Annotated in this window: 27 protein-coding genes and 1 rRNA gene; 23 read left to right on the top strand and 5 right to left on the bottom strand. The window is 45.5% G+C overall.

Annotated features, from left to right (window positions below; translation table 11 throughout):
- Window positions 1-29: 29 nt before the first annotated feature.
- From rplO to WQ57_RS16125, 17 genes are all read left to right on the top strand, one after another.
- Window positions 30-470 carry a 50S ribosomal protein L15 gene (rplO, locus tag WQ57_RS16040; RefSeq protein WP_046524783.1) on the top strand — a complete coding sequence of 147 codons (441 nt, stop codon included), beginning with the start codon at window positions 30-32 and terminating at the stop codon, window positions 468-470.
- Complete coding sequence (gene secY / locus WQ57_RS16045) at window positions 470-1,765, top strand: preprotein translocase subunit SecY (RefSeq protein WP_046524784.1); 1,296 nt, start codon at window positions 470-472, stop codon at window positions 1,763-1,765. The genes rplO and secY overlap by 1 nt, the downstream gene beginning before the upstream one ends.
- A gap of 53 nt (window positions 1,766-1,818) precedes the next feature.
- Window positions 1,819-2,469: an adenylate kinase gene (locus WQ57_RS16050; protein ID WP_046524785.1), complete on the top strand. Its 651-nt coding sequence runs from the start codon at window positions 1,819-1,821 to the stop codon at window positions 2,467-2,469.
- Complete coding sequence (gene map, locus WQ57_RS16055; RefSeq protein WP_046524786.1) at window positions 2,469-3,215, top strand: type I methionyl aminopeptidase; 747 nt, start codon at window positions 2,469-2,471, stop codon at window positions 3,213-3,215. The genes WQ57_RS16050 and map overlap by 1 nt, the downstream gene beginning before the upstream one ends.
- Before the next feature lie 160 nt (window positions 3,216-3,375).
- Complete coding sequence (gene infA, locus WQ57_RS16060) at window positions 3,376-3,594, top strand: translation initiation factor IF-1 (RefSeq protein ID WP_025909748.1); 219 nt, start codon at window positions 3,376-3,378, stop codon at window positions 3,592-3,594.
- Window positions 3,595-3,629: 35 nt separating this feature from the next.
- Window positions 3,630-3,743, top strand: coding sequence for a 50S ribosomal protein L36 (gene rpmJ, locus WQ57_RS16065; protein WP_003156543.1), 114 nt, complete (start codon window positions 3,630-3,632; stop codon window positions 3,741-3,743).
- Between the two features lie 21 nt (window positions 3,744-3,764).
- A complete protein-coding gene (gene rpsM / locus WQ57_RS16070) occupies window positions 3,765-4,130 on the top strand; it encodes a 30S ribosomal protein S13 (RefSeq protein WP_046524787.1) in 366 nt (121 codons plus the stop codon).
- Window positions 4,131-4,154: 24 nt separating this feature from the next.
- The gene (gene rpsK, locus WQ57_RS16075) at window positions 4,155-4,544 is read left to right on the top strand and encodes a 30S ribosomal protein S11 (RefSeq protein ID WP_046524788.1); all 390 of its coding nucleotides are present in this window, start codon (window positions 4,155-4,157) and stop codon (window positions 4,542-4,544) included.
- Between the two features lie 162 nt (window positions 4,545-4,706).
- Window positions 4,707-5,651: a DNA-directed RNA polymerase subunit alpha gene (locus tag WQ57_RS16080; RefSeq protein ID WP_046524789.1), complete on the top strand. Its 945-nt coding sequence runs from the start codon at window positions 4,707-4,709 to the stop codon at window positions 5,649-5,651.
- A 75-nt stretch (window positions 5,652-5,726) separates the two neighbouring features.
- Window positions 5,727-6,089, top strand: coding sequence for a 50S ribosomal protein L17 (rplQ, locus tag WQ57_RS16085; protein ID WP_046524790.1), 363 nt, complete (start codon window positions 5,727-5,729; stop codon window positions 6,087-6,089).
- 448 nt (window positions 6,090-6,537) lie between these two features.
- The gene (locus tag WQ57_RS16090; RefSeq protein ID WP_046524791.1) at window positions 6,538-7,377 is read left to right on the top strand and encodes an energy-coupling factor ABC transporter ATP-binding protein; all 840 of its coding nucleotides are present in this window, start codon (window positions 6,538-6,540) and stop codon (window positions 7,375-7,377) included.
- Window positions 7,353-8,222 carry an energy-coupling factor ABC transporter ATP-binding protein gene (locus tag WQ57_RS16095; protein WP_046524792.1) on the top strand — a complete coding sequence of 290 codons (870 nt, stop codon included), beginning with the start codon at window positions 7,353-7,355 and terminating at the stop codon, window positions 8,220-8,222. The genes WQ57_RS16090 and WQ57_RS16095 overlap by 25 nt, the downstream gene beginning before the upstream one ends.
- The gene (locus WQ57_RS16100) at window positions 8,219-9,016 is read left to right on the top strand and encodes an energy-coupling factor transporter transmembrane component T family protein (RefSeq protein WP_046524793.1); all 798 of its coding nucleotides are present in this window, start codon (window positions 8,219-8,221) and stop codon (window positions 9,014-9,016) included. Before WQ57_RS16095 ends, WQ57_RS16100 begins: the two co-directional genes overlap by 4 nt.
- A gap of 11 nt (window positions 9,017-9,027) precedes the next feature.
- Window positions 9,028-9,762 (top strand): tRNA pseudouridine(38-40) synthase TruA, encoded by a 735-nt coding sequence (truA, locus tag WQ57_RS16105; RefSeq protein WP_046524794.1) that lies wholly within the window; start codon window positions 9,028-9,030, stop codon window positions 9,760-9,762.
- A 177-nt stretch (window positions 9,763-9,939) separates the two neighbouring features.
- Complete coding sequence (gene rplM / locus WQ57_RS16110) at window positions 9,940-10,377, top strand: 50S ribosomal protein L13 (protein ID WP_046524795.1); 438 nt, start codon at window positions 9,940-9,942, stop codon at window positions 10,375-10,377.
- Between the two features lie 20 nt (window positions 10,378-10,397).
- Entirely contained in the window at window positions 10,398-10,790 is a 393-nt protein-coding gene (rpsI, locus tag WQ57_RS16115) for a 30S ribosomal protein S9 (protein ID WP_046524796.1), read from the top strand.
- Window positions 10,791-11,319: 529 nt separating this feature from the next.
- Window positions 11,320-11,865 (top strand): histidine phosphatase family protein, encoded by a 546-nt coding sequence (locus WQ57_RS16125; protein WP_046524798.1) that lies wholly within the window; start codon window positions 11,320-11,322, stop codon window positions 11,863-11,865.
- A 116-nt stretch (window positions 11,866-11,981) separates the two neighbouring features.
- Here WQ57_RS16125 and WQ57_RS16130 read toward each other — a convergent pair whose 3' ends face one another.
- From WQ57_RS16130 to WQ57_RS16140, 3 genes are read right to left on the bottom strand one after another with little or no spacing between them, the layout of a single operon-like run.
- Window positions 11,982-13,277, bottom strand: coding sequence for a TRAP transporter large permease (locus WQ57_RS16130; RefSeq protein ID WP_046524799.1), 1,296 nt, complete (start codon window positions 13,275-13,277; stop codon window positions 11,982-11,984).
- Window positions 13,277-13,765 carry a TRAP transporter small permease gene (locus WQ57_RS16135; RefSeq protein ID WP_046524800.1) on the bottom strand — a complete coding sequence of 163 codons (489 nt, stop codon included), beginning with the start codon at window positions 13,763-13,765 and terminating at the stop codon, window positions 13,277-13,279. Before WQ57_RS16135 ends, WQ57_RS16130 begins: the two co-directional genes overlap by 1 nt.
- Complete coding sequence (locus WQ57_RS16140; protein ID WP_046524801.1) at window positions 13,758-14,753, bottom strand: TRAP transporter substrate-binding protein; 996 nt, start codon at window positions 14,751-14,753, stop codon at window positions 13,758-13,760. The genes WQ57_RS16135 and WQ57_RS16140 overlap by 8 nt, the downstream gene beginning before the upstream one ends.
- Before the next feature lie 324 nt (window positions 14,754-15,077).
- On the opposite strand from WQ57_RS16140, the gene WQ57_RS16145 reads away from it, so the two are divergent.
- From WQ57_RS16145 to WQ57_RS16155, 3 genes are all read left to right on the top strand, one after another.
- Window positions 15,078-15,521, top strand: coding sequence for a YbaK family protein (locus tag WQ57_RS16145; RefSeq protein ID WP_046524802.1), 444 nt, complete (start codon window positions 15,078-15,080; stop codon window positions 15,519-15,521).
- A 77-nt stretch (window positions 15,522-15,598) separates the two neighbouring features.
- Window positions 15,599-16,312, top strand: coding sequence for an N-acetylmuramoyl-L-alanine amidase CwlD (gene cwlD, locus WQ57_RS16150; protein WP_046524803.1), 714 nt, complete (start codon window positions 15,599-15,601; stop codon window positions 16,310-16,312).
- Window positions 16,313-16,462: 150 nt separating this feature from the next.
- On the top strand, window positions 16,463-17,521 hold the full coding sequence (locus WQ57_RS16155; protein WP_046524804.1) for an Mrp/NBP35 family ATP-binding protein: 1,059 nt from the start codon (window positions 16,463-16,465) through the stop codon (window positions 17,519-17,521).
- A 72-nt stretch (window positions 17,522-17,593) separates the two neighbouring features.
- Here WQ57_RS16155 and gerD read toward each other — a convergent pair whose 3' ends face one another.
- Window positions 17,594-18,169 (bottom strand): spore germination lipoprotein GerD, encoded by a 576-nt coding sequence (gene gerD, locus WQ57_RS16160; RefSeq protein WP_046524805.1) that lies wholly within the window; start codon window positions 18,167-18,169, stop codon window positions 17,594-17,596.
- A gap of 143 nt (window positions 18,170-18,312) precedes the next feature.
- Here gerD and WQ57_RS16165 point away from each other — a divergent pair, with 143 nt between their 5' ends.
- Complete coding sequence (locus WQ57_RS16165) at window positions 18,313-18,987, top strand: KinB-signaling pathway activation protein (RefSeq protein WP_046524806.1); 675 nt, start codon at window positions 18,313-18,315, stop codon at window positions 18,985-18,987.
- 38 nt (window positions 18,988-19,025) lie between these two features.
- On the opposite strand, the gene pdaB is transcribed toward WQ57_RS16165, so the two are convergent.
- Window positions 19,026-19,778, bottom strand: coding sequence for a polysaccharide deacetylase family sporulation protein PdaB (pdaB, locus tag WQ57_RS16170; protein ID WP_046524807.1), 753 nt, complete (start codon window positions 19,776-19,778; stop codon window positions 19,026-19,028).
- Window positions 19,779-19,909: 131 nt separating this feature from the next.
- On the opposite strand from pdaB, the gene WQ57_RS16175 reads away from it, so the two are divergent.
- Together WQ57_RS16175 and WQ57_RS16180 are read left to right on the top strand one after the other, a co-directional pair.
- Window positions 19,910-20,143 carry a hypothetical protein gene (locus tag WQ57_RS16175; RefSeq protein ID WP_046524808.1) on the top strand — a complete coding sequence of 78 codons (234 nt, stop codon included), beginning with the start codon at window positions 19,910-19,912 and terminating at the stop codon, window positions 20,141-20,143.
- Between the two features lie 272 nt (window positions 20,144-20,415).
- Window positions 20,416-20,494, top strand: a 16S ribosomal RNA gene (locus WQ57_RS16180); the annotation flags it as partial.

Raw genomic sequence — 20,494 nt, forward strand, 5'->3', positions numbered from 1 at the left:
TTTTTCTTTAGAACAAGGAGGTGCCAAACATGAAACTTCACGAACTAAAGCCTGCTGAAGGTTCCCGTCATGAACGCAAGCGCAAAGGCCGCGGAATTGGATCTGGTAACGGTAAAACAGCTGGAAAAGGCCATAAAGGTCAAAATGCTCGTTCCGGCGGCGGAGTACGTCCTGGTTTCGAAGGTGGTCAAACACCTTTAGCAAGACGTCTTCCTAAGCGTGGATTTACGAACATCAACCGTAAAGAATTTGCAGTAGTGAACCTGGATGCTTTAAACCGTTTTGAAGATGGAACCGAAGTGACTCCAGAACTTTTGATCGAAACAGGGCTTGTCAAGAAAGAACTTGCAGGAATTAAAGTTCTTGCCAAGGGCAACTTGGAGAAAAAGCTGACTGTTAAAGCTCATAAGTTCTCCTCTGCAGCCGAAGAAGCAATCAAAGCTGCTGGGGGTCAAACTGAGGTGATTTAATGTTTCAGACAATCTCCAATTTTATGCGCGTGGGTGAAATCAGAAAGAAAATTCTCTTCACCCTTTTAATGTTGATTGTATTCCGCCTTGGTGCCTTTATCCCGGTTCCAGGAGTGGATGCTGATATATTAAAGACCCAGGATGACATGAGCGTTTTCGGAGTCCTGAATGTTTTCGGCGGCGGTGCGCTGCTGAACTTCTCCATCTTTGCGATGGGAATCATGCCGTATATCACGGCATCGATCATCATCCAGCTGCTTCAGATGGATGTGGTTCCGAAGTTCACTGAATGGTCCAAACAAGGGGAAGTGGGTCGCCGCAAATTGGCCCAATTCACCCGCTATTTTACAATCGTGCTTGGGTTTGTCCAGGCTCTTGGTATGTCATACGGATTTAACAATATGTATGGCGGATTATTGATTACCAATAACGGGATCGGCAATTATTTGCTTATTGCAGTTGTCCTGACAGCGGGTACCGCGTTCTTAATGTGGCTTGGGGAGCAAATTACGGCTAAAGGAGTTGGAAATGGTATTTCCATCATCATCTTTGCCGGGATTGTTGCCGGACTGCCAACCATCGTGAACCAGGTTTATGCCCAGCAGTTTGAAAATGCCGGGGAGGCATTATTTCTGAATATCCTTACTGTCGTGCTGCTTGCACTTGCTGTTATCGCCATCATCGTTGGGGTTATTTTCATCCAGGAAGCAATCCGCAAGATTCCGATTCAGTATGCAAAACGGATGGCTGCAGGAAACAATCCTGTTGGCGGTCAGTCAACACATCTTCCGTTAAAGGTGAACGCTGCAGGGGTTATTCCAGTCATTTTTGCTATATCGTTCATCATTACACCGCCGACGATCGCCCAGTTCTTCGGTACCAATGATGTGACGATCTGGATTCAAAACACATTTGATTATACGCAGCCAATCGGTATGATTGTCTATGTTGCGCTAATCGTTGCGTTTACCTATTTCTATGCCTTTATTCAGGTGAATCCTGAGAAAGTGGCTGAAAACCTGAAGAAGCAAGGCGGATATGTGCCGGGAATCCGTCCGGGGAAAACCACGCAGGAATACTTGACTAAAGTACTGTATCGCCTCACTTTCGTTGGAGCGATCTTCCTTTCCGTGATTTCCATCCTGCCGATGTTTTTCATTAAGGTTGCCGGGCTTCCACAATCTGTTCAGATTGGCGGAACAAGTCTATTGATTGTTGTCGGCGTTGCGCTTGAAACAATGAAGCAGCTTGAGGCCCAGTTGGTAAAACGCCATTACAAAGGTTTTATAAAGTAAGGTTTAGGGGCTTTGCTCCCTAAGCCTTCATTTAGAAACTAGGGGGAATTCTAGTGAATTTAGTTCTTATGGGTCTTCCGGGTGCTGGAAAAGGCACGCAAGCCGACAAGATCGTTGCAAAATATAATATACCTCATATTTCTACCGGGGATATGTTTCGCGCAGCAATGAAAGAGGGAACGGAATTAGGTTTAAAAGCGAAATCCTTTATGGATCAAGGCGCTCTTGTTCCTGATGAAGTGACAATCGGAATTGTCCGTGAACGTTTGAGCAAGGAAGACTGCCAGAACGGTTTTCTCCTTGATGGTTTTCCGCGCACAGTCGCTCAGGCCGAGGCGCTGGAGAATATTCTTGAAGGTCTTGATAGGAAAATAGATTATGTGATCAATATTGATGTTGACCAAAGCATTCTGATGGAACGTCTGACAGGACGCAGAATCTGTAAAAGCTGTGGGGCGACTTACCATTTGGTCTTCAATCCACCTGCACAGGAAGGTACTTGTGACCGCTGCGGCGGCGAACTATACCAGCGGGCTGACGATAATGCCGATACGGTACAGAATCGCCTTGAAGTCAATATTCAACAGACACAGCCTCTATTGAATTTCTACGAAACCAAAGGCTACTTGCGCAATATCAATGGGCAGCAGGATATCAGTGCAGTTTTTGCTGACATTGAGAAGCTGCTTGGAGATTTGAATTAATGATTGTCTGCAAAACTCCCCGTGAGATCGAGATTATGAGGGAGGCTGGCCGGATTGTTGCCCTTACCCACCGTGAGCTTAAAAAGCACATTATCCCGGGGATCACTACAAAAGAACTTGACAGCATTGCGGAAGAGTTTATCGCTTCACATGGTGCCGAAGCTTCTTTCAAGGGATACCATGGGTTTACCGGGAGCATCTGCGCTTCAGTCAACAATGAACTCGTGCATGGGATTCCTGGCAACAGGGTTCTCGTTGAGGGCGACATTATCAGCATCGATATCGGTGCGAAATATAACGGATATCATGGTGATTCTGCCTGGACCTACGCTGTGGGTACCATCGAAGAAGATGCCCGGCGTCTTATGGACGTTACGGAGGAAGCACTTTTTCGGGGCCTTGATGAGGCTAAACCAGGGGAACGACTTTCTAACATCTCCCATGCTATTCAAACGTATGTAGAAACAAACGGCTTTTCGATTGTACGCGAGTATGTCGGCCATGGAATCGGGCAAGAATTACATGAGGACCCTCAAGTTCCTCACTTTGGCCCCCCTAATAAAGGGCCAAGGCTAAAGCCAGGCATGGTTATATGCGTTGAACCTATGGTAAATGCAGGAAGCCGATATGTGAACACACTGGCCGATAACTGGACAGTAGTGACAGTAGATGGAAAGTTATGTGCGCATTTTGAGCATACCATTGCTATTACAGAAACTGGTTTTGAAGTATTGACAAAAGCCTGATCTCAGGTAATCGATTAACTCGGGACATTGTTTCATCCATCCCTGCAAATATTGCTCAAGTAATTAAGAGACGGATGCAGCCTGATATGATATAATTAGAAGGTTGACGAAAACCCTGTTTGTAAATCGCATATGAAGTGAAGAAGGGAGACTCAGTTCGATGGCGAAAGATGATGTAATTGAAGTGGAAGGCACAGTGCTCGAAACTTTGCCAAATGCCATGTTTAAGGTAGAATTGGAGAACGGTCATACTGTATTGGCTCACGTTTCCGGGAAGATCCGGATGCACTTTATCCGCATCCTGCCAGGTGATAAGGTAACAGTTGAGCTATCCCCATATGATTTGACTCGCGGAAGAATTACCTACCGCTTTAAATAAACTGGATGCTCCGTACTATCAAGGAGGTTAGAGTAATGAAAGTGAGACCATCGGTTAAGCCAATCTGCGAAAAGTGCAAAGTCATCCGCAGAAAAGGCAAAGTTATGGTGATCTGTGAAAACCCTAAACATAAACAAAAACAAGGCTAAATTTGAAGGAGGTGCACATCAATGGCACGTATTGCTGGTGTAGATATTCCACGTGAAAAACGTGTAGTTATTTCTTTAACATACATTTATGGAATTGGCAGATCAACTGCTGAAAAAGTTCTGGCTGATGCAGGTGTATCCGCTGATACTCGTGTTCGCGACCTGACTGAAGACGAATTGAACAAGATTCGTGATATCATTGATAAATTAAAGGTTGAGGGTGACCTTCGCCGTGAAATTTCCCTGAACATCAAGCGCTTGATGGAAATCGGTTCTTACCGTGGTCTTCGTCATCGCCGTGGTCTTCCTGTTCGCGGTCAAAATACCAAGAACAATGCACGTACACGTAAAGGCCCTCGTAAGACTGTAGCTAACAAGAAAAAATAATGCGTAAAGGAGGTAAATAAATAAATGGCTCGTAAAACTAATACTCGCAAACGTCGTGTCAAAAAGAATATTGAGGCAGGAGTTGCGCATATTCGTTCAACTTTCAATAATACTATCGTAACAATCACTGATGTACATGGAAATGCAATTTCCTGGTCAAGTGCAGGTGCGCTTGGATTCAAGGGATCCCGCAAATCCACTCCATTCGCTGCGCAAATGGCAGCTGAAACAGCAGCTAAAACATCAATGGAACATGGTATGAAGACTCTTGAAGTTACTGTAAAAGGACCAGGTGCAGGCCGTGAAGCTGCAATCCGTGCCCTTCAAGCTGCCGGTCTTGAAGTTACAGCGATCAAAGATGTTACTCCAGTTCCTCATAACGGCTGCCGCCCGCCAAAACGTCGCCGTGTTTAATTTTTCTGTATAGATTTTGTATCGCTGTCTATAATGGGATATGATACAAAAAAAATATACAGAAATTGTCCAGTTGTTGTGCGCATACGGGAACGTATACATGGGGACTTTCGGCAAGGGAAGCCTGCCGGGGTTTCGACGTTTTGAAGGAGGGTATATTTGATGATCGAAATAGAAAAACCAAAAATCGAAACGGTTGAGATCAGCGATGATGCCAAATACGGCAAGTTTGTCGTAGAACCGCTTGAGCGTGGATATGGTACAACTTTGGGTAACTCCTTACGTCGTATCCTATTATCCTCACTCCCAGGTGCCGCTGTTACTTCCATTCAAATTGACGGAGTGCTTCATGAATTCTCGACAATCGAAGGTGTCGTTGAAGATGTGACATCCATCATTCTGAATGTTAAAAAGCTGGCGTTAAAGATCTACTCTGATGAAGAGAAAACACTCGAAATCGATCTGCAGGGTGAAGGAGCTGTCACAGCTTCCGATATTACACATGACAGTGATGTCGAGATTCTGAATCCCGACCTTCATATTGCTACTCTTTCAAGCAAAGGCTCTCTTCGCATGCGCCTGACTGCTAGAAGAGGCCGTGGGTATTCACCTGCCGACCAGAATAAACGAGAAGATCAACCGATTGGGGTTATCCCTATCGACTCCATTTATACTCCGGTATCACGTGTCTCCTATCAGGTTGAAAATACCCGTGTGGGACAGATGACCAATTATGACAAGCTTACATTTGACGTTTGGACAGATGGAAGCAATGGCCCTAAAGAAGCGGTAGCTCTTGGTGCCAAAATCCTTACTGAGCATTTGAACATCTTTGTCGGCTTGACGGATGAAGCTCAAAATGCTGAAATCATGGTGGAAAAAGAAGAAGACCAAAAAGAAAAAGTTCTAGAAATGACCATTGAAGAACTGGATCTTTCTGTTCGTTCCTATAACTGCCTAAAGCGTGCCGGAATCAATACCGTCCAGGAGCTTGCCCACAAGACGGAAGAAGACATGATGAAGGTTCGCAACCTGGGAAGAAAATCACTTGAAGAAGTAAAAGCAAAACTAGAGGAGCTAGGCTTAGGCTTACGTAAAGATGACTAGTTAATTGCGATTAACTAGGCATTTTGCTGTTACACAGCTGAAGCTTCCAGAATTCAACAAAGGAGGGAAACACTCATGGGATACAGAAAGTTAGGACGTACAAGTTCTCAGCGTAAAGCAATGCTTCGTGACTTGACAACCGATCTAATCATCAATGAGCGTATCGAAACAACTGAAACACGTGCGAAGGAGCTTCGTTCTGTTGTTGAAAAAATGATCACTCTTGGAAAGCGTGGTGACCTGCATGCCCGCCGTCAAGCGGCAGCTTTTGTCCGCAATGAAGTGGCAAACGCAGAAAACAACCAGGACGCTGTTCAGAAGCTTTTCGCTGACATCGCTCCACGCTATGCTGAGCGCCAAGGTGGATACACTCGCATCATGAAGCTTGGACCACGCCGCGGTGACGGTGCGCCAATGGTAATCATCGAGTTAGTTTAATAACTTAAACACTCACAACAAGGGCGATGGACAGTTTGTACAAACTTGTTTCATTGCCCTTTTTTTAAAAGAATAATCGAGAAACAAGCCAAAAAGAGCGTTACGATGAGCATGCCGCTGAAAGAGAAATGCGGAGCTGGTATAGATAGACAACATGGATCAACTGCTTCCAGCGCTTGTCGGGGCCTATCACGCCCTTCTGCTTTTCTTGTATGACTCGTCTAGCTCATGCACCTCCTCCCCATCCAGTCTTGGATGTTAGTGCTCTACGCGGAAACCGCTTTTCCGCCCGGGACGAGGTGCAGGCTTTTTTTGTATATAAAACTTTTATTGGAACTATTTCGTTTGCTGATTTTAACAGAGAAACCCTGTATGGAAACCTTCACTGGAGCAACGGTTTCCAGGGGGATAGTGTAGAGAGAGAAGGATAGTTGAGAGGAGGATAAACATGAAGGAACCTCTTGTTTTTTTATCGAATGTAAGCTTTCAATATGATTCACAGGAACGGCCTGCCCTGAATGGCATAAATCTGGAGGTTCATGAAGGGGAATGGCTTGCCATCGTGGGCCATAACGGCTCTGGGAAATCAACGCTTGCCAGGCTGCTGAATGGGCTTCATTACCCTAAAGAAGGGACCATTGCCATCTCAGGCATTCAATTAACGGAAGAGACTGTCTGGGACGTGCGCCGTCAAATAGGCATGGTATTTCAAAACCCAGATAACCAGTTTGTAGGTACTACCGTTCAGGATGATGTGGCTTTTGGTCTGGAAAACAACGGCATTCCTGCGGATGTAATGGCTGAGCGCGTTGTCGATGCCCTAAATAAAGTGAATATGGCCTCTTTTCTTGATCAAGAACCGCATCATCTATCGGGAGGGCAAAAGCAGCGGGTAGCAATAGCCGGTGTTATTGCATTGCGGCCCGCTATCATCATCCTTGATGAGGCTACTTCCATGCTTGATCCTCGTGGACGGGAAGAAGTCATTGATACGATGATGAAACTGCAGGACCAGGAGAAAATTACGGTCATTTCGATTACGCATGATCTCGAGGAAGCTGCAAAGGCTGACAGGATCATTGTTATGAATAAGGGCGAAATTTATCGGGAAGGCACTCCTGAAGAAATCTTCCAGATGGATGAAGAGCTTGTCGAGCTTGGACTGGACATTCCCTTCCCTGTTAAAATCAGCAAGCAGCTTCGGGAAAAGGGTATCAACCTTTCCAGGCATTATCTTACAGAAGAAGAGTTGGTGGCAGAATTATGGACATCTCACTCCAAAATGTAGAATACCGTTATTCAGTCGGGACACCGTTTGAGCACCTGGCCATAGCCGATGTCTCCATCGATATTCCTTCAGGCAGCTATTTGGCCATCATCGGTCATACCGGCTCTGGAAAGTCCACTGTCCTTCAGCATCTTAATGCCTTGTTAAAACCAACAAAGGGAACAGTTCTGATTGGCAGCAGAGAAATTAAAGCGGGACGGAAAGAAAAAAACTTGAAGGGTGTACGAAAAAAAGTTGGGATTGTATTCCAATTCCCGGAGCATCAGCTTTTTGAGGAAACAGTAGAGAAGGATATTTGCTTTGGTCCGATGAACTTCGGGGTTTCCGAAGAAGAAGCGAAAAGACGGGCAAGGGCAGCCATTTTCCAGGTTGGCCTGTCAGAGGAAATTCTTGAGAAGTCACCATTTGACCTGTCAGGAGGGCAAATGCGCCGGGTGGCGATTGCCGGGGTACTGGCAATGGACCCTGAATGCATCGTCCTGGATGAGCCTACAGCAGGTCTGGATCCGCGGGGCCGTAAGGAAATTATGGATTTGTTTTACCGCCTGCACCAGGAGCGTGGCTTGTCGACGGTCCTCGTGACTCACAGCATGGAAGACGCCGCCCGCTATGCCGATGAGATTGTGATCATGCATAAGGGGAAGGTCCGGAAAAAAGGTTCGCCCAAGGAAATTTTCTCTGTTCCTGCAGAGCTCCTGGAATTGGGCCTGGATGTTCCGGAGGTTGTACGTTTTCAAATGAAATTGGAACAGACCTTTAGTACAAAATTTGAAAAGGTCTGTCTGTCGCAGGATGAATTGACCGATATGGTGGCTTCCTATCTGACCGGGAGGACAAGCCTATGATGGAAAAAATGATTATCGGCCGCTATGTTCCGGCTGAGTCTGTCCTGCACCGGATGGATCCGCGCTCGAAGCTCATTATCGTTTTCTTATTTGTTGCTGTTGTTTTTCTCGCCAATAATCTTTGGACTTATCTTATTTTACTGGGGTATACACTTCTCATGGCTGCGCTGTCCAGAATTCCTGCCAGGTTTCTGATTGCTGGCCTTAAGCCGGTGCTTTTCCTGGTACTGTTCACTTTCTTTCTGCACCTGTTTTTGACAAAGGAAGGCGAAGTGATTTTGGAAATCGGGTGGCTTTCCATTTATGAGGAAGGAATCCGGCAGGGGATTTTCATCTCTCTAAGATTCTTCCTGCTGATTTTGATTACGTCTTTACTGACCCTCACCACCACACCAATTGAAATAACAGACGGGCTGGAAATACTGCTCGGCCCTCTTAAAAAGGTGAACTTTCCGGTCCATGAGCTCGCTTTAATGATGTCCATCTCCCTGCGTTTTATCCCCACATTAATGGATGAAACGGATAAAATCATGAAAGCACAGACAGCCAGGGGAGTAGAATACTCCAGCGGACCAATTAAAGAGCGGATGAAAGCCATTGTCCCTCTGTTGATCCCGCTGTTTATCAGCTCTTTTAAACGCGCGGAGGAACTGGCTGTAGCGATGGAAGCACGAGGCTATAAAGGTGGAGAAGGACGGACCAAGTATAGGCAGCTCCAATGGAAAAACACAGACACAATGATGATCCTGCTTCTTTTAGCCGTGACAGCGCTATTGATTGTATTTAGAGGATAAGAGGGATGGCAATGAGGATAAAATGTACGGTGTCCTACGACGGAACCGCATATTCTGGCTTTCAGGTCCAGCCGGAAAAAAGGACGGTGCAGAGCGAAATAGAGGCGGCACTTGCCAAACTGCATAAAGGTGGCCGCATCAAAATCACTGGCTCCGGCCGTACGGATGCCGGCGTCCATGCCAAGGGGCAAGTCATCCACTTTGACACCCCTCTGAACCTGCCGGAAGAGAAGTGGCCTGTGGCCCTCAATTCCCTGCTTCCAGGCGATATTGCCGTTCTCAAGGCGGAAAAGACTGACTCCGGATTCCACGCCCGCTATGACGCCAGAGGGAAGGAATACCGCTATTATATCCTGCGCTCCAGGCAGCGGGACCCATTCCTGCGCAGCCATGCCTACCAATATTCCTTTCCTTTGGATATAGACAGAATGAGGGAAGGTGCCGAATACCTGCTTGGCACACATGATTTTACTAGTTTCTGTGCAGCCAAAACGGAAGTGGAAGACAAAGTGAGAACACTGACTGCCGTCGAATTTTTGGAGGAGGGCAGCCTTCTGGTCATCCGCTTTGCCGGCAATGGTTTTCTGTATAATATGGTTCGCATCCTCACAGGCACGCTCCTCGAAACAGGCCGGGGGGATAGAGAGCCAAAAGAGCTTCGGGAGATTCTTGCAAAGAAGGACAGGACTGCCGCAGGGAAAACGGCACCTGGGCATGGATTGTATCTTTGGGAAGTCTTTTACTAGTTTTTACAAAAAAAAATCATGACAACTAATCCTGGTGTTGACAAAAACAGGGTAGTGATATATTATATTTTAGGTATGTATTTTAACCCCACGATAAGCCCCGGAAAGTCTTATCAGTGTTAAATATATCGAAACGAACAACGTAATTTGATCTATGAATAATTAGGAGGGACACTCATGCGTTCAACTTTTATGGCTAATGCCAAAAATATCGAGCGTAAATGGTACGTAGTTGATGCGGAAGGCCAAACTCTTGGTCGTCTTGCAAGCGAAGTTGCATCCATCTTACGCGGTAAACATAAACCAACTTACACTCCACACGTGGACACTGGTGACCATGTCATCATCATCAATGCTTCTAAAATCCAATTGACTGGTAATAAATTGAATGACAAAATCTACTACCGTCACACTATGCACCCAGGTGGTTTGAAGCAGAGAACGGCTCTTGAAATGCGTACAAACTACCCTGAAAAAATGCTTGAGCTAGCGATCAAAGGAATGCTTCCAAAGAACTCCCTAGGTCGTCAAATGTTCAAGAAGCTGCATGTATACGCAGGCGCAGAACATCAGCAGCAAGCACAAAAACCAGAAGTTTACGAACTTCGCGGATAATTATTAAGGAGGTTATTTACTTGGCACAGGTTCAATATATCGGTACTGGTCGTCGTAAGAGCTCCGTTGCACGAGTTCGCTTAGTACCTGGCGACGGCAAAATCATCGTTAATGGTCGTGAAATTGAAGATTATATCCCATTCGCAGCTTTACGTGAGGTTGTTAAGCAACCGCTAGTAGCAACTGAAACTCTTGGCGCTTATGACGTTCTTGTGAACGTAAACGGCGGCGGCTACACTGGCCAGGCTGGCGCAATCCGCCACGGCATCGCTCGTGCATTGCTTCAAGCTGATCCAGAATTCCGTCCATCCCTTAAGAGCGCAGGACTATTGACTCGTGACGCACGTATGAAAGAGCGTAAGAAATACGGTCTTAAAGGTGCGCGTCGTGCTCCTCAGTTCTCCAAGCGTTAATTTTTGGCGCTGCAAAGGCCCCCAGCCACTTGGCTGGGGGTCTTTTTTGTGTGTTCAGGAAAAATTAAACCCAGCAAAAAGGGTACTGAGAGACGGTGTCAGAGCCCGAAATTGGCGGAGGTCGCGAAAAAAGGTAACTGAGGGCCGGCGTCAGAGCCCGAAATTGGCGGAGGTCGGTAAAAAAGGTCACAGAGAGGCGGTGTCAGAGCCCGAAATTGGCGAAGAGCGGGAAAAAAGGTCACGGAGAGGCTGTGTCAGAACCCGAAATTTAAGGCAGCCGGGGAAAAAGGTAACTGAGAGGTCGTGTCAGAGCCCGAAATTTCAGGCAGCTAGGAAAAAAGGGTACTGAGAGGCGGTGTCAGAAGCAGAGCTTGAAGGGCTTATGCCTGGTGAGCCTAAACACTAAGGAAAGCTTCCGTGGATAAGCATCCGGCTAGATGATTTTTAAATAAAAAAGGGAATTGCGCCATCACGGCAGAAGAAGGTAATAGGATTTTTAACAATACTTTTAGCCAGTTGGAGGAAAGGTATGAAGACAATTTATCTAATCCGTCATTGTGAAGCCCAAGGGCAGCCGCCGGAAGCACAGCTTACCGAAAAAGGGAGGGAGCAGGCTGACCAGCTAGCCGAGTTCTTTTCGGAAATGAAGATTGACCGGATCCTTTCCAGCCCCTTTCAAAGGGCGGTCGATTCGGTAAAGCCTTTGGCAAAACAGCTTGGCATCGAGGTTGAGCTTGACCGCAGGCTAGAGGAGCGAACATTGAGCAGTAATAATCTCGAGAATTGGCTAGATGCATTAAGGAGGACATTTGACGACCAGGATTTAAAATTGGAAGGCGGGGAGTCCAGCCGCGAGGCAGCCAGCCGGATTGTTGCGGTGGTGGAGGAAGTATTGCTTTCCGAATCCAGGGAGTCTATTATCGTTACTCATGGAAACTTATTGTCCCTGCTGTTAAGGAATTACAACCCTGATTTTGGGTTTGACCAGTGGCAAAGACTAAGCAACCCCGATGTCTTTATGTTGAAGCATAATGGAAATAGGGTTTCCGTTATCCGCCTGTGGGAAAAAGCATAGAACGGGCCAAAAGCCAAAAACCCTCTGCATTTCATCTGCAGAGGGTTTTAAGCTTACTTTTAGCGCTATATTGGACTTGATTCCTTTGGGTACAGGCAACCCAATACTAAGCCTGACTATAAACCAAACAAATTTGGCAGGAACAAGGAAAGCTGCGGGATGAATGCCACGAACAGAAGCACTACAATCACAGCCGCAAAGTAAGGCAGCAGCGTTTTGGTAACCTGCTCAATCCGGACGTTGGCAACACTGCAGCCAACGAATAGGGCACTTCCTACAGGCGGTGTCATGTTGCCAATACATAGGGCGAAGCACAGAATCATGCCGAAGTGGACAGGGTCCATGCCAAAGTCTTGTGAGATTGGCAGGAAAATCGGCGTAAAGATTAGGACTGCCGGTGTGATATCCATGAAGGTTCCTACCAGCAGAAGGATGAAAATCATGATCAGGATGATGCCAAGCTGATTCTCGGTGATTGATAATAAAGCATTGCTGATTGCTTCAGGCAAGCCCATATAGGACATGACAAGCGAGAACAAAGCGGATGCAGTAATGAGGAATAGGATCATTCCGGTGATTTCAATCGTTTCTTTAAAAATGCCGGGGATATCCTTCCATTTGATGCTCTTATATATCATTGACAATAAAGCCGAGTAAATCACCGCCACCGCGGCGCCTTCTGTTGCTGTAAAGATTCCCGCGACAATTCCGCCAATGACAATCAGAATTAATAACAGACTTGGAATCGCACTAAGAATAATGTAGAAAATATCCTTGAAATTCGGTATTTGCGAAACAGGATAATTCTCTTTTTTGGCCATGAAATAGGCAACGACCATGACAGCCAATCCCCATAAAATACCCGGAATATAACCGGCCATGAATAAGGCTGCAACAGAAGTTCCGCCACTCACCAATGAATAAACAATCAGAACGGAGCTTGGAGGGATAATCAGCCCGGTTGGAGCGGAAGCGATATTTACCGCCGCAGAATAGTTTCTGTCATATCCTTGATTGAGCTGCATTGGGAGCATGATGCGTCCCATTGCTGCAGCGGAGGCGACACTAGAGCCCGCAATCGAACCAAACAGCATATTTCCTACTGCGTTAGTATGCGCCAGCGCTCCAGGCATTTTACCTACGAGCACTTTGGCGAAGTTTACAAGTCTAAAGGCGATGCCGCCATTATTCATGATGATTCCTGAAAGGACAAACAATGGAATGGCCAGCATCGTAAAATTATCAATTCCAGTCACCATTCTTTGGGCAGACGTCAAAATGGCAACGTCGAAAGGCATTACAAACAGGAATGTGATGACAGAGCTCAGGATAATGGCGATGGCGATTGGAGCACCAAAGGCCAAGAGAAAAAAGAAGGAGGCAAAAAGAATAATCCCCGCAACAGTTTCCATTATAAAATCACCTCTCTGTCCTCTTTAGGCTTTTTGTATGACATTAGGCTATGAATGGTATAAAGGATGATGCATATACCGCTGACCGGCAAGGCAGCATAAACGAATCCCATCGACATGCCTGTAGCAGCCGCAGTCTGGGCAGCGGTAAGCATGACGATCCGAATTCCCCCAAAAACCATTAGCACAGCGACGGTCACCAGGACGATTACATCCGTTGCTTTTTCAATAAAAAGCTGTGTTTTCGGATTGAACTTTTCCCTCAAAAATAAGATGCCAATATGTTTTTTTGCCCCAAATACATAGGCGGCTGTCATAAGCCCGAACCAAATAAGCATATATCTCGTTAACTCCTCGGTACCGGGAGAGGAAATATTAAAAACATATCTGGAGAGTACCTGCCAGGTTGACAGCACAACCATGGACACCAATAACAAGGTGGAAAAGGAAATCAATATCTTATCAAGAATGTCTTTTATCTTACTCATTCCCATCAGCCCCCTTTATCAACTGATAAATATCCTTTGTTCTTTCATCTTTCCTATATTCTTCGTGAAGAGGCTGAACTGCTTCCATAAAGGAAGTCTTGTCTACTTCGATAAATTCGACTCCCATTTCGTTCTTGGCCGTCTGCGTCATTTCTTCAATTGTCTTCGTCCAAACATCCTCATGGTAGAGGGTTGATTCTGCTGCTGCTTCCTGGATGATCTTCTTTTCTTCATCTGTGAATTGATTGAACCTCTTAGCATTCATTACGAGCATGTCAGGCACAATCTGGTGGCCGGTGTACATATAATACTTGGCTACTTCTCCATGTCTGTTGCCAACCAGGGAGGTTTCATTGTTTTCGGCTGCGTCAATGACTCCGGATTGAAGGGCTGTGTATACTTCTCCATAAGCCATTGGAGTAGGCAGGCCGCCGAAAGCTTCAATCATGTTGACGCTCGTTTGGCTGGGCTGGACCCTCGTTTTAAGCCCTCTCATATCAGTGACATCCTGTACTTCACGGTCTTTTGTATATAGGTGACGGGTACCTGCATTGTAATAAGTCAGTCCGATAAAGCCAATTTCCTCGGTCTGGTAATAAAGATGGTCTGTTACGCTCTTATCATTCATTTTCTTCTCAAATTCTTCGTAGTCCTCGAAAGTATACGGCAAGCTGAAAATGGAGTAATCCGGCTCAAAGCCTTCAAGGGCGCTGGCACTTGCCTTTGCGATATCCACAGCCCCTGATTGGGTCAGCTCCAGCACTTCCCGTTCGCTGCCCAATTGCCCGTTTGCGTAGATCTTAACTTTTATTTTCTTGTCCGACTTTTCCTCGACCAGCCGGCCGAATTCCACGAGAGATAAATGAACTGGATGGTCCAGGGTCTGGTTATGGGCAAGTTTTAGCTGTGTCCCATCAGCTTGACCTTGGCATCCTGCCAGAAACAGTATGGCCAAGGCGGCAGTAAAAGCCAAATAGACAGTTCTCATCTTCATTCCTCCTATAAATAGTAGTCTTCACAATCCGCAGGTCATTTAGTGTCCAATTCATCTTGGAATAACCATCCTCCATTTGCGTGCTGAAATGAAAGGCACACCTTTAAGCGGTTACATAAAAGATAGTATAAATTAAAAGATTTGTTTAGTAAACAAATAAACGTGACCTAATATTAACGGAAGCAGGAATTGAGAAGCTAAAAGAAGATAGCGCGTTTGAATTGGCTTTTTATTTTAAAACTGGTAATACAATCCCCCTTAAAAGCTGCATTACTGAGGCAGCCTGGTATTACACTAGTTCCAAGGGGTGAATATTCAGTGACTGTCTTAACAACTTTTATTGAGAAAAAGAGGGAAAAGCAGATCAAGTATGAGCGTTCATTGCTGCGAGAGCTTTCAATACAGAGTCTCCAGCGCCGGGTCAAGGAATGTTTTGGTTCATCAAGGTTTGCAACCGGGCTGGTTATGAATTCAGGAATTGAGGAAGCATGTTTTGATGTGGCGATCGAAGCGTATTTGCTTGGCGGCCGATACAGCCGGTTTGGTTATTATGGTGAATCCGTCGAAATGGCAAAAGAGCGCTGCCACACTGAGGAACGGCACCTCGTTGATACATTGTTCAATTTCTTCCTTTTCTGGGGAAGGGGAGATGAAGGTATTGTTGGGGAGAATCTGTATTATTTATGTGAGCAATATGTAGATGGCTGGTGGATGGAAGGCTTCAGAAAAGGTGAAAAGAAGCATAAACTCAGGCTGCATTAAGCCAAAATCTGTTCTAACTTTTCTTCTTGTCCCATATATATTAGCAGGGACAAGTCAGGAAGGATGGATTACGGCGAATGAGAAAAAAACTACAGATTGTTTTTTTTACAATGGGCCTTATCATGCTTTTTCTAATTCTGCAGTATGACTTTAACAACGAAGATGCGTTAAATTCCTGGAATCTGCCGCTATCAGGAAAGGTGATCCTGATTGATCCGGGACATGGGGGGGTGGATCCGGGAGCAGTCGTATCGGATGCTATCGAAAAAGAGATCTCTTTGAGTGTATCCCTGAAATTACGTGATTATCTGCAGGAGCAGGGAGCCCTGGTGATTATGACACGTGAAACGGACATTGATCTGGCCGATACGGGACTAAAGGGGTACAGCAAGCGGAAGGTCCAGGATTTAAGCAGGAGAGTTGAGCTTATCAATACCTCGGAAGCAGACTTTTTTGCCAGTATCCATTTAAACGCAATTCCTTCCTCGAAATGGAGCGGAGCACAAACCTTTTATTCCGGCCATTACAAGGAAAGCAAGCGGGCTGCCAAATTCATTCAGGAGGAACTCCGTGAAAATCTGCAAAATACGGACCGAAAAGAAAAAGTGGCGAAAGATATCTATTTGCTGAAGAACTCCAAAAAACCAGGTGTGCTCGTGGAAATAGGGTTTTTATCCAATCCTGGTGAACGAGTGAATATGCGGAAGGATAAATATCAGGAGCAGATAGCCGCGTCCATTTACCAGGGAATCTTGCGTTATTATACAAATGAGCGGAAAATTTTCAATTGAGGGTCTCGCTGCCCTCTTTTTTGTTGCCAGTTGCTGCGTGAAGGGAGAGTGGCGGTTGGAAAACGATTTCAATAGTGTGAGTATTAGGACTTAATCAGGCGTTTAATGTGATATACTTGTACTTGAAGTCATGAACAGGAGGGTTTCGTTATGTTGAATGAAGCACAAGTAAGAGAGCTGATTGGCGGACTGCAAGAACCGTTTTTACATAAAGCACTTGGAGAATTGGGTGCGATCGAGGAAGTAAAAATCAAAGAAGAAAAAAATCATGTCAGTGTTAAAATCATGATTGCCAAAACCGGTACGGCAGAGCAATTGCAGCTTCAGACCCAGATTGTCAACCTGTTGAAGGAAGCCGGCGCTGCAACAGTAGGTTTGAGGTTCTCGGAGATTCCTGCAGAAATCCTTGCCCAGCACCGTTCGGAAAGCAGCCAAGAAGGGGACAGTCTGCTGTCGCCAACAAGCGGTACAACGTTCATCGCTATTGCTAGCGGCAAAGGCGGCGTCGGGAAGTCGACCGTATCTGTTAATCTCGCCGTTTCCCTGGCGCGTCTTGGGAAGAAAGTGGGCCTGGTGGATGCGGATATCTACGGCTTCAGTGTACCCGATATGATGGGGATTACCAAGCGTCCGGTCGTCCGCGGCGAAAAGATCATTCCTGTAGAGCGCCATGGTGTGAAGGTCATTTCCATGGGATTCTTTGTTGAAGATAATGCTCCAATCATCTGGCGCGGGCCAATGCTTGGAAAAATGCTGAACAGCTTTTTTAACGAAGTGGAGTGGGGCGAGCTCGATTACTTGCTGCTGGACCTTCCTCCGGGTACAGGAGACGTTGCTCTTGATGTACACTCCATGCTCCCTGCGTGCAAGGAAATCATCGTCACTACCCCGCATCCGACAGCTGCATTTGTTGCCGCCCGTGCAGGTGCGATGGCTTTGCGTACAGACCATGAAATTCTCGGAGTCATTGAGAACATGTCATACTTTGAAAGCAGCCTGACAGGAGAAAAAGAGTATGTGTTTGGGCAGGGAGGCGGCGAAAAGCTTGCCGATGAGCTAAATACTGAAGTCCTTGGCCGGCTGCCGCTTGGCCAGCCAACCTGGAATGAGGAGGATTTTGCGCCTTCGATTTACCAGGAAGATGACCAGATTGGCGGAATCTACACAAATATTGCCCAGCAGATCGTTCATAAGCTGGAAAAAGAATAAATTGAAAAAATGGCCTTTCCCTGCAGTTAAGGGAAAGGCTGTTTTTTTAGGCTTTAGCAGTAATCAGCTGCCTTATTGGCTATTCTCTTTGTCCTGTTTCTTGTTGATATCGGAAGCTGCCTGGATAATCATCTCCTGTAGCTTTGCTTTGAATAGAGGGCTTTCAAATGTTTCGGTTATCACTGCCTGCATATGCTGCCGATATTCATTGCTTCGCATTGCTTCCATAACTTCCTTTTCAAGTTCAGGGTCCTTGAATATTTCAATCAGCATGCTTCGATATTCAGGGTCTTTCATCAAATCCTTGATGATTTTCTCATGCTCTGTTTTCATGCTTGTTGCAACGCTTTCGGCGAATTTTGGATCCTCAAATGATTTTTTCCAGAATTCAGTGCCTTTTTCCGAAATCAGCGTCCTTTGAATCGTGTCAGACACGACAGCCTGGTCCATGATGAGGTTTTGCTTGATGCCATCGTCCTGCATTATATCCCTTAGTGCTTTCTTTCCTTCATCTGTTTTCAGAATGTCGACAATCATTTTCTTGGTTTCGTCATAATCCATTTGTTCCCCGCTAGTCTCAACAGGAGCACAACCGGCAATTAGAGCTAATAGCAGCGCGGGGAGAAGTAATCGGATGGATGTAAACATATTCATTCCCCTTTCACAAAGACAACCTATCTTTAGAATGCGGAAAACAGTAAATATTATACGGACAGCGGACAATGCCTAGATTTTTCTAATCTTCATTTGGTACAATCAAGAGGTGAAATTTATTATTGGGGGAAAATATAGTGACAAGCAGGAATTTGGTCAGACTATTTATGTCCACCTTGCTTTTAGGAGGATTGACAACAGGAGTTACTGGTTTTATCGTCCGCTGGGATGAATTTGCACCCTTTTTCAGGAACTTCAATCTTGCCGAAATCCTCGCGATTTTATTTTGGCTCCTGGGTGTTGGGTTTATCTTCAGCCTGCTAAGCCAGGCAGGCTTTTTTGCATACTTAACCATACACAGGTTCGGGCTGGGGATCTTTAAAACCGTAAGGCTCTGGAATACAGTTCAGGTGGTCCTGATTGCAGTGGTGCTTTTCGATTTGGTTTATTTCAGGTATGCCGCATTTGCAGATAAAGGCTCAAGCCTCTTGCCGTATCTTGGGCTTGCACTGCTGGTCCTTTTGCCGGCACTGGCAGTGGCGTATCTGAAATCGAGGCAGACCAACTCCTCCGCTTTTGTTCCCGCGCTCTTTTTTATGGTCGTGGCGACAACCCTTGAGTGGGTTCCCATTCTCAGGGTAAATGAACAGAGCTGGATATACCTGATGATCTTTCCATTAATCGTTTGTAATGCCTATCAGCTACTGATGCTTCCAAAACTCAACCAGAAGTCACAGGAGGAGCGGCAAAGCAAGAAAATTTCAGATAAAAGGCCAGTGAAAGCCTCAAGAAAAAAACCGTCCAATGCCTAGTGGACGGTTTTTTGCATAAGAACCCAGGAGCCAGGGCTTCAATTAACTTCCTTCGAGTCCGACTTGCCATTGGCAATCATTTCTGAGACTGTCACCATCTTCAGGTTTTTCTTTTTAAGCTGATCTAGAACCTGAGGAAGGGACGCAGCTGTTTGCTTTGCTGAATCCGAGGCATGCATAAGAATGATATCGCCTTTCTTTGCTTTTGAAATGTTATCAACTATTAGCTGCACGCCGGGATTCGTCCAATCTTTGGAGTCCAGACTCCAATGTACAATCGTGTAGCCGGCTCTTTCGGCTATATTAAGCGAGCGCTTGTCAAAATGCCCTGTTGGGGCTCTGAGAAGTTCAATATCCTTAATATTCAATTTGCGGAAGGCCTCCTGGGCTTTTAGAATATCCTGCCGGATTTTTGCATCCTCCAACTCGGTATAATCCTTATAATCATACCCAAGCATTCCGACCTCATATCCTTCCTTTACAATCCTGCTTACAAGTTCTGGGTGCCGTTCCGCCCATGAGCCGGCCAGGAAGAAGGTTGCCGATGAAACATTCTCTTTTTTCAGGACATCCAGTATAGGCTCTGCTTTTTCATCGCCCCATCCGATATTAAAGGTTAGGGCCACATCCTTTTCTCCTTTGTATACTGCTTTCGGTCCGTCATCTGATGAAAAGGCCGGTATTTGCACGATATTTTCGACATAAAAGAACCATGCAGTAAAAAATGCAGCAATCATGATGACTAATGCTTGTTTAATGGATTTTCCATTCAATACAACAAAGAAATTCATTCTGCTCACCTCGTCCAAGACTCCTTGTCTAATTTTTATGTGTGAATGAGGAAGATATGATTAAAATTTGTGAATACAAATGGTTCGGGAGTGGTAAATTACTGGAACATAGATGCACAAGGAGTGTTGTTATGCTAGGTTTTCTTATTAATGAACGGGAAATTAAAGAAATAGAGTATCTCATCAAAAGGGAAATGGACGAAATCCTTTTTGATTTGAAGGATGAGCGAATCGACCATATTGTGAAGCGTTCAATGAAGGAGCGGTACAAGATATTGTTTTCCCTGTTCAAAAGGGTAGCACCACCTTCGGAATGCATGAAATACATGGCGACGGATAAAAGTACATACCGAAAGTCTTATTGATTTTTGCGTTGTTTTTTAAAAAAATCATAAAAGTTGTTGACGAAGATCTGTGCAGCTGTTATATTAATAAACGTCGCTGCTGAGCAAGCGGCAAACAAAATAAAAAATGTTGTTGACTTACATGAAGCAACATGGTATATTATGAAGGTCGCTTACGGGCGATGATTGCTCTTTGAAAACTAAACAAACAAGCGTCAACAAACAATAATATTCATGCCTTCTATTATAGAAGAACATGAGCCAACGTTTTATTTTATGAGCTAATCACTCTTTTATTGGAGAGTTTGATCCTGGCTCAGGACGAACGCTGGCGGCGTGCCTAATACATGCAAGTCGAGCGGACTTGAGGGA

The organism is Mesobacillus campisalis (assembly GCF_000986785.1).
In the GTDB taxonomy this organism is placed as follows: Bacteria; Bacillota; Bacilli; order Bacillales; family Cytobacillaceae; genus Mesobacillus_B; species Mesobacillus_B campisalis.

Bases quoted from the DNA above. Each gene is read 5' to 3' on its own strand.
- WQ57_RS16130 (WP_046524799.1), bottom strand. From the start codon at position 13,277: ATGGAAACTGTTGCGGGGATTATTCTTTTTGCCTCCTTCTTTTTTCTC.
- gerD (WP_046524805.1), bottom strand. From the start codon at position 18,169: ATGTTTACATCCATCCGATTACTTCTCCCCGCGCTGCTATTAGCTCTA.
- infA (WP_025909748.1), top strand. From the start codon at position 3,376: ATGGCGAAAGATGATGTAATTGAAGTGGAAGGCACAGTGCTCGAAACT.
- rpmJ (WP_003156543.1), top strand. From the start codon at position 3,630: ATGAAAGTGAGACCATCGGTTAAGCCAATCTGCGAAAAGTGCAAAGTC.
- pdaB (WP_046524807.1), bottom strand. From the start codon at position 19,778: ATGAATTTCTTTGTTGTATTGAATGGAAAATCCATTAAACAAGCATTA.
- WQ57_RS16140 (WP_046524801.1), bottom strand. From the start codon at position 14,753: ATGAGAACTGTCTATTTGGCTTTTACTGCCGCCTTGGCCATACTGTTT.
- cwlD (WP_046524803.1), top strand. From the start codon at position 15,599: ATGAGAAAAAAACTACAGATTGTTTTTTTTACAATGGGCCTTATCATG.
- WQ57_RS16155 (WP_046524804.1), top strand. From the start codon at position 16,463: ATGTTGAATGAAGCACAAGTAAGAGAGCTGATTGGCGGACTGCAAGAA.
- WQ57_RS16135 (WP_046524800.1), bottom strand. From the start codon at position 13,765: ATGAGTAAGATAAAAGACATTCTTGATAAGATATTGATTTCCTTTTCC.
- rpsK (WP_046524788.1), top strand. From the start codon at position 4,155: ATGGCTCGTAAAACTAATACTCGCAAACGTCGTGTCAAAAAGAATATT.
- WQ57_RS16095 (WP_046524792.1), top strand. From the start codon at position 7,353: ATGGACATCTCACTCCAAAATGTAGAATACCGTTATTCAGTCGGGACA.
- WQ57_RS16125 (WP_046524798.1), top strand. From the start codon at position 11,320: ATGAAGACAATTTATCTAATCCGTCATTGTGAAGCCCAAGGGCAGCCG.
- map (WP_046524786.1), top strand. From the start codon at position 2,469: ATGATTGTCTGCAAAACTCCCCGTGAGATCGAGATTATGAGGGAGGCT.
- truA (WP_046524794.1), top strand. From the start codon at position 9,028: ATGAGGATAAAATGTACGGTGTCCTACGACGGAACCGCATATTCTGGC.
- WQ57_RS16175 (WP_046524808.1), top strand. From the start codon at position 19,910: ATGCTAGGTTTTCTTATTAATGAACGGGAAATTAAAGAAATAGAGTAT.
- WQ57_RS16080 (WP_046524789.1), top strand. From the start codon at position 4,707: ATGATCGAAATAGAAAAACCAAAAATCGAAACGGTTGAGATCAGCGAT.
- rplO (WP_046524783.1), top strand. From the start codon at position 30: ATGAAACTTCACGAACTAAAGCCTGCTGAAGGTTCCCGTCATGAACGC.
- rplQ (WP_046524790.1), top strand. From the start codon at position 5,727: ATGGGATACAGAAAGTTAGGACGTACAAGTTCTCAGCGTAAAGCAATG.
- WQ57_RS16090 (WP_046524791.1), top strand. From the start codon at position 6,538: ATGAAGGAACCTCTTGTTTTTTTATCGAATGTAAGCTTTCAATATGAT.
- rpsM (WP_046524787.1), top strand. From the start codon at position 3,765: ATGGCACGTATTGCTGGTGTAGATATTCCACGTGAAAAACGTGTAGTT.
- rplM (WP_046524795.1), top strand. From the start codon at position 9,940: ATGCGTTCAACTTTTATGGCTAATGCCAAAAATATCGAGCGTAAATGG.
- WQ57_RS16100 (WP_046524793.1), top strand. From the start codon at position 8,219: ATGATGGAAAAAATGATTATCGGCCGCTATGTTCCGGCTGAGTCTGTC.
- secY (WP_046524784.1), top strand. From the start codon at position 470: ATGTTTCAGACAATCTCCAATTTTATGCGCGTGGGTGAAATCAGAAAG.